Consider the following 12,191-nt stretch of genomic DNA (forward strand, 5'->3'; position numbering starts at 1 on the left):
GGGCGCGGGCGTCGCAGCCCGCGCCCTGTCATCCTACTTGATGTCGGTGACCGTGATGCGGCCGTTGACCCGGTCCGCGGTGAATTCGATCTTTTGGCCTACCTCGACCTCCTCGATCATCGAATCCTCGGCGACCACGAAGACCATCGTCATCGCGGGCATGTCGAGGTTCGTCAGTTCGCCGTGCTTGATGGTGAGCTTCTTCTGCGCGGCGTCGATCTTCGTGACCTCGCCGGACGTGTATTCCTGGGCAGAAGCGGCGCCCGCCAGCCCCAAGGCAATGCCGAGCACGAGCGCGACTTTCATGATGGTATCCATGGTTCTTCCTTTCATCGATCAGTTCTGGACGACATCGATGTCGCCCTTCATTCCGGACTCGTAGTGCCCGGGGATTAGGCAGCCGAAGGAGAATTCGCCCGCCGTGGCGAACGTCCAGACGATCTCTCCCTTGCCACCAGGCTGAAGCCGGATCGCGTTGGGATCGTCGTGTTCCATCTCGGGGAAGCGCTCCATCAGTTCCTTGTGCTCGAGAATGGCTTCGTGGCCGTCCATCACGAATTCGTGGTCGACCTCACCCTGGTTGACGAAACTGAGCTTGAGCGTCTCACCCTGCCTGACGGTGAAGGTGGCGGGTTCGAACACCATCTTCCCGTCATCGGTTTCCATCATCACGATGTCGATGGTTCTCGTCGCCTCAGTGGGTTTGCCTGCGCGCCCGATCTTGAGTTCGTCGTGACTGTGGTCGCCGCTGCCGGCCGCGAACGCGGAAGCGGTGGCGAGCGACATCAATGCCGCGATAATCAAGCCTGATTTCATGTGTGGTCTCCTGTGTTTGATGATGGTCAACTTGCCTATCCCTTCGTCCCATGAGCGCCGTGTGCGGGAGACGGCGTGATGGTTTCCGTTCCGTCTGCCTTGGCCGGAGCCGGGACGTCGCCCGTCCATTCGTAGGAGACGGTGCCTTCCGGGTGCTCGTACCAACCCGGATCGGCGTAATCGTTGGCCGAAATGCCTTCGCGGACTTTCACGACGGAGAACATGCCGCCCATCTCGATCGCGCCGAACTGCCCCCAGCCCGTCATCATGGGGATGGTGTTGTCGGGGAGCGGCATCTCCATCTCGCCCATGTCCGCCATGCCGCGGTTGCCCATGGCCATGTATTCAGGCTGGACGGTGCGGATCTTCCGGGAGACCTCGGTCTTGTCCGCGCCGATGAAGGTCGGGACGTCATGACCCATGGCGTTCATCGTGTGGTGCGACTTGTGGCAGTGGATCGCCCAGTCGCCGAGATACTTTGCGTCGAACTCGTAGGCGCGCATCGCGCCGACCGGGATGTCGATCGAGACTTCGGGCCAGCGGGCTTCCGGCCTCACCCAGCCTCCGTCCGTGCACGTCACCTCGAAGTCGTAGCCGTGCATGTGGATCGGGTGGTTGGTCATGGTGAGGTTGCCGACCCGCACCCGTACCCGGTCGTCCTTGTTCACGACGAGGTGGCTGATGCCCGGGAACACCCGGCTGTTCCATGTCCACAGGTTGAAATCGGTCATCTCCATGACCCGGGGCACGTAGGAGCCCGGCTCGATGTCGAAGGCGTTGAGCAGGAAGACGAAGTCGCGGTCGACGCGGTGGAGCTTCGGGTCCTTCGGATGGATGACGAAGAACCCCATCATGCCCATGGCCATCTGGACCATCTCGTCGGCGTGCGGGTGGTACATGAAGGTCCCGCTCTTCACGAGATCGAACTCGTAGACGAAGGTCTTGCCGGGCGGGATGCCGGGCTGAGTCAAGCCTGTGACCCCGTCCATGCCGCAGGGCAGGATCATGCCGTGCCAGTGGATCGTCGTGTGTTCCGGAAGCCTGTTGGTCACGAAGATGCGGACCCGGTCGCCTTCCACGGCCTCGATGGTCGGGCCGGGGGACTGGCCGTTGTAGCCCCACAGATAGGCCGTCATGCCGGGTCCGAGTTCGCGCTCGACGGGCTCGGCGACGAGATGGAACTCCTTGACGCCACCGGTCATTCGATGCGGCAGCGTCCAGCCGTTCAGGGTGACGACGGGCTGGTAGTCCGGCCCGCTCGACGGAAAGATCGGCGGCTGCATGTCCGGCGATTCCATGACGGGCGCGTCCGGCAGTCCCATGGCCGAGGTCTTCGACCACGCTGCGGCGCTCGCCAGGAACGCGCCGCCTCCGAGGATCTGTCTTCTGGTGATCATTGTCTCGTTCTCCTGGTCAGTGTCCGCCGCCGCCGTCGTCGGCAGCCGCAACCTCGGCGCCGCCTCCGGAGGGAGCGCTGCCGCCCCCGCCATGGACGGCGGTACCGAGGTTGACGTCGGCCAGCCAGAACTGGCGCTTGGCGTTGAGGGAAAGCATGATCGAGTTCACCTTCGCCCGCGTGTCGGCGAGAAGTTCGAACGTGTTCGTGATCATGCCGTTGTAGGTGAGGAGCGACTCCTCCTCGATGGTAGTCCGCAGGGGCACCACGTTGGCACGGTAGTGCCGTGCGATGTCGTGCGTGGAGCGGTAGCCGTCATACGCGCTGCGGGCTTCGGAGCGGACGTTGACCGCGCGCTCGGCCAGCAGGTTGGCCGCCTGCATGTAGGCCAGTTCCGCCTTGCGCATGCGGGCCTGCCCGCTGTCGAAGATCGGAATGACGAACTCGAATTCGGCGTTCAGCGAGACCGTCGTCTCGGTGCCTCCGTCCTCCGCTTCCTCACGCTCGATCTCGGCCCCGGTCACGAGTTCGAGGTCCGACACGTAGCGGGTCGCCTCGGTGAGCCCGTAGGAGAGCGCGAGCGCCTCCAGTTCGAGTTTTGCGATCTCCAGGTCCACACGGTTCCTGAGCGCTTGCGCCTCGATGTCCTTGCGGGCCAGCGGGTTGGCGGGAAGCGAGGGAAGCGAGTTCGGCACCTGGTAGTCGACGTCGAAGCCCCAGAGGCCCATCAGCCGCGTCAGCGCCTCCTTGGCCATCCGAGCCTGCAGCCGGGCTTCGGCCGTCTGACCCGCCAGTTCGGCGTAGAAGACATGCTCGCGGGCCTGCCCGGTCTTCGTGAACGCTCCCGTCTGTCCGAGTTTCTCTGCCAGCGCCGACGCGGCGTCTGCGGCCGCCTGAGCCCGGTTGAGGTAGGCTACCCGCTCCCAGGCAGCGACGGCATCTATCCAGGCCCGGCGCGTGTCCGCGGCGAGCCGCAGCGTCGCTTCGGCGGCCCTCAGTTGCGCCTGCCTGAAGCGGGCATCCGCGACAGCCATGCGGCGGGGTCGTGTCGCCAGAGCCAGGATGTTCGAGACGACGGCGGTCTCGACCGTGCGTCCGGCGTTTATCCCCATGATGCCGACCGATACGCGGGGATTGACCAGCAGGGACTCCTGCCACAGCTCGGCCGATGACATGCCTACGTCGGCATAGGCGGCCTGCAGTCCCTTGTTGTTGAGGAGCGCGACCTGCACGGCGATGTCCGGTCCGAGCGTCTTTCCCCTGACCAGCGCGGTGACCCGCTCCGCGAGGGCGCGGGCCTCGCCGCTGGACTGCACCCAGACTGTCTCCTTACCCGTCACGGAAGCGGTCTTGGCCGAGACGGTCTGGAAGCCTGCGAGCGGATCGTCGAGGCCGTCCGCGGTGGTGACGCAGGCCGAGACGAAGATCGGCGCCGAGAGCGCCAGGATGCGGCGTACCGCGCGCCTCATGAACCTGCCCCCCTTTTCGCTGGTGACAGCTCGTCGTTCAGCCGCCTCCAGTTCTGGGGACCGGTCGGCCGCCTTGGGTGGAAGTCGCCGAGAACCGGGGAATATCGGGCGTCCCGCAGTCCCATGACAGGATAAGATGGTTTGAAGATGGGCAGCACGTCCGGCGGCAAAGACGCCGCGCAGCCTGCTGCTGAGAGCGACGCCAAGAGCGCCGCGATCGCTGGAATTCGCATGTTGAACCTTGGAACTGACAGGGAAGGATGGCCCATGCGCGGACGCACGGGTGCCTCAGCGCCACACGGCGCTCCGGGTCAGATCAGGTTCGGGGAGGACGAATCAGACCGTGCGTCTCGCCCGGCGTCAAAGCACCGGATGCGACACGGCCGAATGCTCCTGAGGGCGGATGCGCGAGATCGGAAAGGCACGGCGGGGCGCCTGTGGCTGGCATGCAGTGCATGTCACAGCAGAGGTCGGCGGCTGTCGTGCCGCCGTGATGGCTCGCGTCATTTGCAGACGATGGCTGTTCGACGGCATGATCGCCGTGAGCGGCATCGTGGTCGTGGTCTTCGATCTGCTGCAGAGTTTCGGTCTGCGCGGGATGCATCGCCGACTTGGCCATTGCGACCATGCCGGGCTGAAGCGAGGAAACGACGAGCATGGCGACGGCGAAAAGCGCGCGAACGACCGCCCCCCTCACTCCGCCATGTCTGCTCGAATCCTTCATACCTTCACTTCCGCCATAGGTCGCATCCGCAAGTCAAGCATCAACGGCCGGATGAGGGCGAAGATGAGGGAACGTGATCACTCGCAGTTCTACCGGGCAGCACTGCTGGCCCGGTATCGTCGACTGAGCCACAGAACTAGCGGCGGGATCACAATCCACTGGAGGAGCGGGCTCAACCCCGTCCCGAATGGGGGAACGAGCGGCATCAGGTCCGAATAGGTCCAGCGCTGGGTGACCTGGGTGTAGTAGAACTCAAAGCCGACGGTCAGCGCGATCCCCGTCCCGAGGAAGACGAGAACCGGAAGCGCGACCTGGTCGCCGATCCAGTGACGTGTCCTCGCGACGAGGCTGGCAGTCCAGAATGCTGTCAGGGCGAACCCCACGTCACCGATGGTCGCGGACGTGCAGAGCTTGATGCCCTGCCAGTGCGCCATCTCTGCCATGCCCGCATAGGTCGGCACCTGCAGAAACTCCCAGACGAAGTGCAACAGGAAGGAGAACATCGCCACCGGGAGCTCCGGGGCGTTTATGAGCGAACGTGGATCGCTCACCGCAGCGCCATGTCCTTTCTTTGGGTTCGTCATGGCGCAGAATCCTCGGCCTTGCCGCGTTAGTGAACGGGAGCCTTGCCCGACAGCCCGTCGATGATCGGGCACTCCGGCCTGTTGTCTCCATGGCAATTGGCGACGAGGTGCCTGAGCATGTCGCGCAGGCCCTGGAGCTCCACGATCTTGCGCTCGATCTCGCTGAGTTTCGTCGATGCGAGCGCTTTCACCTCGGCGCTCTCACGGTCACGGTCGCTGTAGAGCGACAGAAGCTGTCGGCATTCCTCAACGGAGAAGCCCAAGCTGCGCGAGCGCTGGAGGAAGCGCAGCCGATGCACGTCCTCCATCGAATAATCGCGATAGCCGTTGTCGCGACGATCCGGCCTGATCAGGCCGATGTCCTCGTAGTAGCGGATTGTCTTGGCCGGGAGGCCGGACTTTACCGAGACGGTGCCGATGTTCATGGCGAGTTCTCCCTGATGGGTTCAGCCGAGCCGCACGGTGCGCAGCCTGAGCGCGTTGGCGATGACGGATACGGACGAAAGGCTCATCGCGGCCGCCGCGATCATGGGTGAGAGCAGCGTACCGAAGACGGGATAGAGGACGCCTGCTGCGACGGGCACGCCGAGCGCGTTGTAGACGAAGGCGAAGAAGAGGTTCTGCTTGATGTTGCGGATCGTCGCCTGGGCCAGCGTGCGCGCCCGCACGATACCGTTGAGGTCGCCCTTCACCAGGGTGATGCCCGCGCTCTCGACCGCGACGTCCGCGCCGGTCCCCATGGCGATGCCAACATCGGCTGCCGCGAGCGCTGGCGCGTCGTTGACGCCGTCTCCCGCCATCGCGACCTTCGCCCCCTTGGCCTGGAGCTCTTCGATGAGCTGCTGCTTGCCGTCCGGCAGCATGTCGGCGCGCACCTCGTCGATGCCGAGCTTCGATGCGACGGCCCTTGCGGTTCGCTCATTGTCGCCGGTGGCCATGATGATGCGGAGGCCCGTGTCGTGCAGGGCACGGATCGCCTCCACGGTCGTTGCCTTGACCGGATCGGCGACCGCGACGAAGCCGGCGACTGCTCCATCGACGGCAACGAACATTGCGGTCTTTCCCTCGGCGCGCAGGGCGTCGGCCTGTCCGACGATGCCGTCGATTGCGACGCCAAGGTCCGCCATCATGGCGGCATTCCCGAGCGCCACCTTCCGGCCCTCCACGGTGCCGCTGACGCCCTTGCCCGTGACCGCCTCGAACTCGGAGGCCGAATGCACCGTCGCGCCGCGCTCAGATGCGCCTTCGACGATCGCCTCGGCCAGCGGATGCTCCGAGCCGCGCTCGAGCGAGGCGGCAAGCGAGAGAAGCTGACCTGCATGGAATCCTTCGGCCGGAATTGCGTCCGTCAGTCTCGGACGACCTTCGGTCAGTGTGCCCGTCTTGTCGACGATGAGCGTGTCGACGCTGGCGAAGCGCTCAAGCGCCTCCGCGTCCTTGATCAGCACGCCCGCCTGGGCGCCGCGCCCGGTCGCCGTCATGATCGACATCGGCGTGGCGAGGCCGAGCGCGCAGGGACAGGCGATGATGAGGACCGACACGGCCGACACGATGGCGAACACCATGCTGGGTTCGGGACCGAACAGGGCCCAGACGACGAAGGCAAGGATGGCAACCAGCACCACGGTCGGCACGAAATAGTACGAGACGCGATCGGCGAGCCCCTGGATCGGCGCACGCGAGCGCTGGGCCTTGGCGACCATCTCGACGATCCGCGACAGCATCGTCTCGGACCCGACGCGCTCGGCGGTGATCACGAGCGTGCCGTTGCGATTGAGAGTTCCTCCGGTAACCGCGTCGCCCGGCGTCTTCTCCACTGGCACGGGTTCACCCGTGATCATGGATTCGTCGATCGACGTGCGGCCTTCGACGACCTTGCCGTCGACGGGAACGCTGTCCCCAGGGCGAACGCGCAGGCGGTCGCCCTGCTTGACTTCGTCCAGCGGCACGTCGGCTTCGGAGCCGTCGGCCGCGATGCGGCGCGCGGTCTTCGGCGCGAGGTCGAGCAGGGCGCGGATCGCCGACCCGGTCCGCTCGCGTGCCCGCAACTCCAGGACCTGGCCGAGGAAGACCAGCGCGACGATGACGGCGGCCGCCTCGAAATAGACAGGAACCGAGCCGCCATGCCCCCGGAACTGATGCGGGAAGAGGTCGGGGAAGAACGTCGCGACGACGCTGTAGAGATAGGCCGTGCCGACGCCGATCGAGATCAGCGTCCACATGTTCGGGCTTCGGTTGACGAAGGACTCGTAGCCACGGTGGAAGAATGGGATCGCAGCCCACAGCACGACGGGCGTCGCAAGCACCAGCTCCAGCCACGCGGTCAGGGACTCCCCGATCCAGTCGCGAACGGGAATGCCCAGCATGGGCCCCATGGCTATGGCGAGCAGCGGCAGCGACAGGACAGCGGAGACCCAGAACCTGCGCGTAAAATCGATGAGCTCCGGGTTGGGACCCTCGTCGCCTGTCGGCACGCCCATCGGCTCGAGCGCCATGCCGCAGATCGGGCAGGAGCCCGGCTTGTCGCGCACGATCTGCGGGTGCATCGGGCAGGTGTACTGGGTGCCCCTGGGCATTGGCGCTGCGGCGGGCCGATCACCGAGATAGCGCGCGGGCTCTGCCTCGAACTTGCCCTTGCAGCCTGCCGAGCAGAAGTAGATCTTCTCGCCTTCGTGGCGGTGGAAGTGCTCTGCGGACGCACGATCCACGTCCATCCCGCAGACCGGATCGGTAGCGGTAAGGTAGGCGTCCGGTTCGGCCATGAACTTGGTGCGGCAGCCAGCACTGCAGAAGTGAAACATGCGTCCGCCGTGCTGGGCGCTCGGCTTGCCTGCCTCCGGGTCGACCGTCATCCCGCAGACCGGATCGCGCACGATCTCTCCTTCGGCGTGCGGCGCAGGTGCGTGATGGGCATGAGGGTTGTGAGAGGGCATCGTCGTCGCCTCCTGTTAAGATGGCACATCTTTCGCGCTTCCAGTCACTGGAAGGTCAAGCACTATCTTGGGCTTGACCTTCCACCTGCTGGAAGGCGGACATTGGTCACATGCCGTCCCCCGGACGGAGTCCAGGACCGCCCGCGCGTATCGCCGACGGTCCCCGGCAGGATGTCGAAGGAGACTACCATGAAGACGTTGAAGACGATCGCGGCAGCCGCCGCGCTGACCACGGTGGCAGCAGTCGCCTGGGCACAGATGAACCACGGCGCCCATGGCGGTGGCATGATGAACATGGACCAGATGCAGTCCATGATGGAATCGATGATGCCCGCCGAGGGCGACTCCGAGTCCACCAAGGCCTTCAAGCAGGCCGACACGGACATGATGCAGGGCATGGCCGTCGAATATACGGGCAACGCAGACGTCGACTTCCGTCTCAAGATGATCCCGCATCACCAGGGTGCGATCGACATGGCGAAGGTCGCGCTCGAACATGGCGCCGATCCGGAGACGAAGGCGCTGGCCGAGGCGATCATCGCCGCGCAGGAACGCGAGATCGCGGAAATGCAGGCCTGGCTGGAGAAGAACCGCAAGTAGGAAGACTCGGTGTGGACGCCAGCGATCTCGACCACCGCCGACATTGGGACGAGGCCTATGTCCAGAAGGGCGAGGCCGGCGTCAGCTGGTTCGAGGAGACGCCCACGGTCTCGCTTTATCTGATCAAGGCCTTGTCTGGACCGAAGGATTCATTGATCGACGTGGGTGGCGGGGCGTCCCGCCTCGCCGCCCATGCTCTTCGGCTGAGGTTCGGGCACGTCGCGGTGCTCGACCTGTCTGCCGAGGCGATTGCCCGGTCCCAGGCTGCGATGGGCAGCGAGGCCGATCGCGTCGAGTGGATCGTTGCCAATGTGACGACCTGGAAGCCCGGACGGCGATACGACGTCTGGCATGATCGCGCAGCGTTCCACTTCCTCACCGACGAGGCGGACCGGGCCGCCTATGTCGAGACGCTCGACGCTGCGCTTTCAGACACCGGACACGCCATCATCGCGACCTTCGCCCTTGACGGCCCGGAACGCTGCAGCGGGCTGCCAGTGCAGCGCTACAGCCCTGAAACCCTCGCCGCGACGCTCGGTCCGCGGTTCACGCTCGTGAACAGTATGCGTCATGAGCATCAGACCCCTTTGGGGTCGACGCAGGCGTTCAAGTTCAGCGTGCTGGCGAGGGTGAGTTGATCTGCTTGGGCCAGAAAACGTTGAGCACGAGCGATCCTGGATGCGTCGCATGACGCTCCGTGCCATCGGATTGATTGCGACGGGTTTGGCGATTGGTGTCGCTCTCGGCGTATGGGGGATGGCCCGATCCTCGCCCCCCGGGATCCTGAAGCCGGACGATGTCTCGTTCGTTGCCATGGGCTCGAAGCTGTACGGCATCCACTGCGCTTCCTGTCACGGCGCGTCGCTGGAGGGTCAGGCAGAGGTCTGGCAGCGCCGCGACGCCGAAGGCTTTGCCCTCGCACCACCACACGACGCCACCGGGCACACCTGGCATCATCCCGATCGCCTTCTCTTTGACATCACAAAGGTTGGCGTGGGGGTCGCGGCGAACCTGCCGGATTACAAGACGCGGATGCCTGCGTTCGAAGGCGTTCTTGACGACGACGAGATCATTGCCGTGCTCTCCTTCATCAAGGCGCAATGGCCGGATGACATCCGTCGACGCCACGACCTCCTCAACGAACGGGACGCTGACGCTCGTCGCTGATCGTTCTCGTCCATAGGGGCAGCATCCGGCCGACCACGCCGTCGCGCCGAAAGCCATGCCAGGCGGCAGCCGTCACATGCAAAGCGATCAGAACGAGGGTGACGTTCCAGATCGCTTTGTGGACACCCGCGGCCGGTCCCCAAAGATACGAGGCGATGAACCCCGTCGCGGCCTGTCCGGCCAGGGAGGCGTAGATGCCCCAGTGAACCGCAAGCGCCGCCAGTTCCATCGGTATGCGGCGAGGCTGTGGTCCGTCGGTGCCCCGCGACAACCGCAGAGCAATCCGGACGAGGACGAGGCAACCGATCGCCATACCATTGTAGTTGTGGACCACATGCAGAAACAGGTCCACTGGCGCGGCCGGAAGGAGCGGATTGTGCGTGCGCGGAATAGCGCCAGACGTTGTCCACTGGACGGCGATCATGCCGACCACGGCCCAATGGACGCCAATCTGCAGTTTCGAGTATGCGGTCATCGGTTGAGCCCCATGTTGGCAGACGAAACTGCCACGAACGCCTTTTCGAGCGGTAAACCGATAGCAGAGCGCCCGAACCAGTCCGCTTGGTCTAGGAGAGCGCCGTGGCAGGCTTGATCCTGGGCATTCTAGGGGGCATGGGCGCAGGGTGCCGCGTTGAGCTTCGACGACGCGTCCGCGCTCGGTGAACCAGACTTCCCGGCCGCCCAGACCCATATCTGGAGAACCTCTTGGCAAGGATTCACGCCTTACCCCGAGGCTCCTTCAGAATAGGGCGACGGACTGGTCCCGGCCGTGCACTACGCGGGGCGAAGCATAATCGATCCCCATGTGGCGCAACTGTTTGCAGAACAGCTCGGTGCACCGACGAGACGCCACAGCACGGCCGACATTGCCCGCGCAGTGGGGCTCAGCCTGCGAACGCTTCAGCTACGGCTGGCCGAAGTGGGCTGGACGCTGGGCGACATCGTCGCCTCCGCACGCGTCCATCTGGCGACGCGGCTGCTTGCCGAAACGGACACACCGCTTGCGCTCGTGGGGCTGCTCGCGGGCTACAGCGGCCAGCCCCAGCGCGCCTTCCGCGCGGCGGTTGGCCCGACACCGGCGGGATACCGGCGCCTGGCCACGCGGCGCGAAGAGGTCAGATTATCCGCTTGATGTCGGAATAGGCGCCGCTGGTCTTCAGCGTCACGGTGACGGGCGCGTCGGTGCGGTTGCGCCAGAACCAGCCGTGATTGCCGTCGAAGGCGGCTTCCAGCACGCCCTCGTCCTCGGCGACGCCGCGACCCTTCTCGTAGGAGATGTTCTCGCCGCCACCGTCGCCGTGGGTGTCGAAGTTCACCAGGGCGCCATTGGCGGTCCAGGCAAAGTTTGCCTGCGCGCCCTTGACCATGACGAGCTTGATCTCCGCGCCTTCGCCGGGCGCGAGCGTCACCGACATCTCGTCGGTGCGCGTCTCCTGTGCGTGGGCGGTGCCGACGAGGAACTCAGCGTAGATGCGGTCGAGAAGGTTAGAACCCTGTTGCGGAGCGGCCGGTGCTGTCGGTACCGCATTCTGCTCGTCACGGATGCGATCCTGTTCAGCTTCCTCGGCGAGCTGGGTCTTGATCTCGCCCATCTCGGTCAGTCCAAGCACACGGCCGGCGCCTGTCGGGTCGATGCCGTATTCGGAGGGCAGCACGATCGCGACGAGGATTGCGATAGCCGCGACGATTGCGATGATCGTCGATTTCAGAAGCTGGGCCGAGGTCGGCAGTTCGGCGCGGGTGGGAGTGTCGGAATTGTACATTTGAGGTTCTCCTTGTTCAGGCGACGAAATAGCCGGTGAGCTGATATCCGATCAGCACGAACCCGGCGGTCATCATGAGGACGTTGGCGGTGTAGGCGTGTTTCCAGAAGCTGGTGGTGCGCCGCCAGTACCCCATCGCGATGAGGATCATGGCGAGCGCGATCAGCTGGCCGAGTTCGACGCCGACATTGAAGGCGAGCAGGTTGGGCAGGAGCCCGTCCTGCGCGATGTCGTATTCCAGGATCTTGGTCGCGAGACCGAGGCCATGGAAGAAGCCGAAGATCAGCGTGGCTGCCTTGGTGTTCGGCTGGACCCCGAACCAGCGCTGATAGGCGCCGAGATTGTCGAGCGCCTTGTAGACGACCGAGAGGCCGATGATCGCGTCGATCAGGTAGGCGCTGACGTTCCAGCCGAACCAGACGCCGAGGATCATCGTCGTCGAATGGCCGATCGCGAACAGGGTCACATAGATCGCGATGTGCTGCAGGCGGTAGAGGAAGAAGACCACCCCCAGCAGGAACAGCAGATGGTCGTATCCGGTGACCATGTGCTTGGCCCCGAGATACATGAACGGGACAAGGTGGACCCCGTAGATCTCCTGGATGTAGCCCTTGTCCCCCTCGGCGACGGCGTGAGCCGCGGCGAGGCCGGTGGACAGGAGCATGGCCAGGACGACCGACAGGATGGCCATCGGGAGGACGAACGGATCGCGCGCGGCGAACCGTCCGCCCTCGGGCGG

General features: G+C 64.9%; 15 protein-coding genes. 4 read left to right on the forward strand and 11 right to left on the reverse strand.

The annotated features are described in order from the left end of the window. Positions 1-33 precede the first annotated feature (33 nt). The 8 genes from IAI54_RS01160 to IAI54_RS01195 all read right to left on the reverse strand — a co-directional run bounded on the left by IAI54_RS01160 (position 34) and on the right by IAI54_RS01195 (position 7,922). Entirely contained in the window at positions 34-318 is a 285-nt protein-coding gene (locus tag IAI54_RS01160) for a copper-binding protein (RefSeq protein ID WP_187970620.1), read from the reverse strand. A gap of 18 nt (positions 319-336) precedes the next feature. Next, complete coding sequence (locus tag IAI54_RS01165; protein ID WP_187970621.1) at positions 337-816, reverse strand: cupredoxin domain-containing protein; 480 nt, start codon at positions 814-816, stop codon at positions 337-339. A gap of 35 nt (positions 817-851) precedes the next feature. Then, positions 852-2,213, reverse strand: a complete 1,362-nt coding sequence (locus IAI54_RS01170) for a multicopper oxidase family protein (RefSeq protein WP_187970622.1) — start codon at positions 2,211-2,213, stop codon at positions 852-854. Between the two features lie 16 nt (positions 2,214-2,229). Beyond that, positions 2,230-3,681, reverse strand: a complete 1,452-nt coding sequence (locus tag IAI54_RS01175; protein WP_187970623.1) for a TolC family protein — start codon at positions 3,679-3,681, stop codon at positions 2,230-2,232. 316 nt (positions 3,682-3,997) lie between these two features. Further along, positions 3,998-4,405, reverse strand: coding sequence for a hypothetical protein (locus IAI54_RS01180; RefSeq protein ID WP_187970624.1), 408 nt, complete (start codon positions 4,403-4,405; stop codon positions 3,998-4,000). A gap of 89 nt (positions 4,406-4,494) precedes the next feature. Continuing rightward, complete coding sequence (locus IAI54_RS01185; RefSeq protein WP_235679216.1) at positions 4,495-4,989, reverse strand: hypothetical protein; 495 nt, start codon at positions 4,987-4,989, stop codon at positions 4,495-4,497. Between the two features lie 26 nt (positions 4,990-5,015). Next, complete coding sequence (gene cueR / locus IAI54_RS01190) at positions 5,016-5,414, reverse strand: Cu(I)-responsive transcriptional regulator (protein ID WP_126700827.1); 399 nt, start codon at positions 5,412-5,414, stop codon at positions 5,016-5,018. A gap of 21 nt (positions 5,415-5,435) precedes the next feature. Further along, entirely contained in the window at positions 5,436-7,922 is a 2,487-nt protein-coding gene (locus IAI54_RS01195; RefSeq protein ID WP_187970625.1) for a heavy metal translocating P-type ATPase, read from the reverse strand. A gap of 189 nt (positions 7,923-8,111) precedes the next feature. Between IAI54_RS01195 and copM the strand changes: the two genes are divergently transcribed. From copM to IAI54_RS01210, 3 genes are read left to right on the forward strand one after another with little or no spacing between them, the layout of a single operon-like run. Next, a complete protein-coding gene (copM, locus tag IAI54_RS01200; RefSeq protein WP_187970626.1) occupies positions 8,112-8,522 on the forward strand; it encodes a CopM family metallochaperone in 411 nt (136 codons plus the stop codon). Positions 8,523-8,533: 11 nt separating this feature from the next. Continuing rightward, a complete protein-coding gene (locus tag IAI54_RS01205) occupies positions 8,534-9,160 on the forward strand; it encodes a class I SAM-dependent methyltransferase (RefSeq protein WP_187970627.1) in 627 nt (208 codons plus the stop codon). A gap of 49 nt (positions 9,161-9,209) precedes the next feature. After that, positions 9,210-9,689 (forward strand): c-type cytochrome, encoded by a 480-nt coding sequence (locus IAI54_RS01210; RefSeq protein ID WP_187970628.1) that lies wholly within the window; start codon positions 9,210-9,212, stop codon positions 9,687-9,689. Here the strand turns inward: IAI54_RS01210 and IAI54_RS01215 are convergent. Continuing rightward, positions 9,658-10,164: a cytochrome b gene (locus tag IAI54_RS01215; protein ID WP_187970629.1), complete on the reverse strand. Its 507-nt coding sequence runs from the start codon at positions 10,162-10,164 to the stop codon at positions 9,658-9,660. The two genes, IAI54_RS01210 and IAI54_RS01215, sit on opposite strands and share 32 nt — an antisense overlap. Before the next feature lie 330 nt (positions 10,165-10,494). On the opposite strand from IAI54_RS01215, the gene IAI54_RS01220 reads away from it, so the two are divergent. Next, complete coding sequence (locus IAI54_RS01220; RefSeq protein WP_187970630.1) at positions 10,495-10,821, forward strand: helix-turn-helix domain-containing protein; 327 nt, start codon at positions 10,495-10,497, stop codon at positions 10,819-10,821. Here the strand turns inward: IAI54_RS01220 and IAI54_RS01225 are convergent. Next, positions 10,805-11,452, reverse strand: a complete 648-nt coding sequence (locus IAI54_RS01225; protein ID WP_187970631.1) for a transmembrane anchor protein — start codon at positions 11,450-11,452, stop codon at positions 10,805-10,807. The genes IAI54_RS01220 and IAI54_RS01225 overlap by 17 nt on opposite strands. Before the next feature lie 16 nt (positions 11,453-11,468). Next, positions 11,469-12,143: a HupE/UreJ family protein gene (locus tag IAI54_RS01230; protein ID WP_210321260.1), complete on the reverse strand. Its 675-nt coding sequence runs from the start codon at positions 12,141-12,143 to the stop codon at positions 11,469-11,471. Positions 12,144-12,191 lie beyond the last annotated feature (48 nt).

This window comes from Aquibium microcysteis (assembly GCF_014495845.1).
Lineage (GTDB): Bacteria > Pseudomonadota > Alphaproteobacteria > Rhizobiales > Rhizobiaceae > Aquibium > Aquibium microcysteis.

Excerpts from the sequence above, each read along its gene's own strand:
- IAI54_RS01210 (WP_187970628.1), top strand. The coding sequence starts at position 9,210 with ATGACGCTCCGTGCCATCGGATTGATTGCGACGGGTTTGGCGATTGGT.
- IAI54_RS01165 (WP_187970621.1), bottom strand. The coding sequence starts at position 816 with ATGAAATCAGGCTTGATTATCGCGGCATTGATGTCGCTCGCCACCGCT.
- IAI54_RS01185 (WP_235679216.1), bottom strand. The coding sequence starts at position 4,989 with ATGACGAACCCAAAGAAAGGACATGGCGCTGCGGTGAGCGATCCACGT.
- IAI54_RS01230 (WP_210321260.1), bottom strand. The coding sequence starts at position 12,143 with ATGGCCATCCTGTCGGTCGTCCTGGCCATGCTCCTGTCCACCGGCCTC.
- IAI54_RS01225 (WP_187970631.1), bottom strand. The coding sequence starts at position 11,452 with ATGTACAATTCCGACACTCCCACCCGCGCCGAACTGCCGACCTCGGCC.
- cueR (WP_126700827.1), bottom strand. The coding sequence starts at position 5,414 with ATGAACATCGGCACCGTCTCGGTAAAGTCCGGCCTCCCGGCCAAGACA.
- IAI54_RS01170 (WP_187970622.1), bottom strand. The coding sequence starts at position 2,213 with ATGATCACCAGAAGACAGATCCTCGGAGGCGGCGCGTTCCTGGCGAGC.
- IAI54_RS01215 (WP_187970629.1), bottom strand. The coding sequence starts at position 10,164 with ATGACCGCATACTCGAAACTGCAGATTGGCGTCCATTGGGCCGTGGTC.
- copM (WP_187970626.1), top strand. The coding sequence starts at position 8,112 with ATGAAGACGTTGAAGACGATCGCGGCAGCCGCCGCGCTGACCACGGTG.
- IAI54_RS01195 (WP_187970625.1), bottom strand. The coding sequence starts at position 7,922 with ATGCCCTCTCACAACCCTCATGCCCATCACGCACCTGCGCCGCACGCC.
- IAI54_RS01160 (WP_187970620.1), bottom strand. The coding sequence starts at position 318 with ATGGATACCATCATGAAAGTCGCGCTCGTGCTCGGCATTGCCTTGGGG.
- IAI54_RS01175 (WP_187970623.1), bottom strand. The coding sequence starts at position 3,681 with ATGAGGCGCGCGGTACGCCGCATCCTGGCGCTCTCGGCGCCGATCTTC.
- IAI54_RS01180 (WP_187970624.1), bottom strand. The coding sequence starts at position 4,405 with ATGAAGGATTCGAGCAGACATGGCGGAGTGAGGGGGGCGGTCGTTCGC.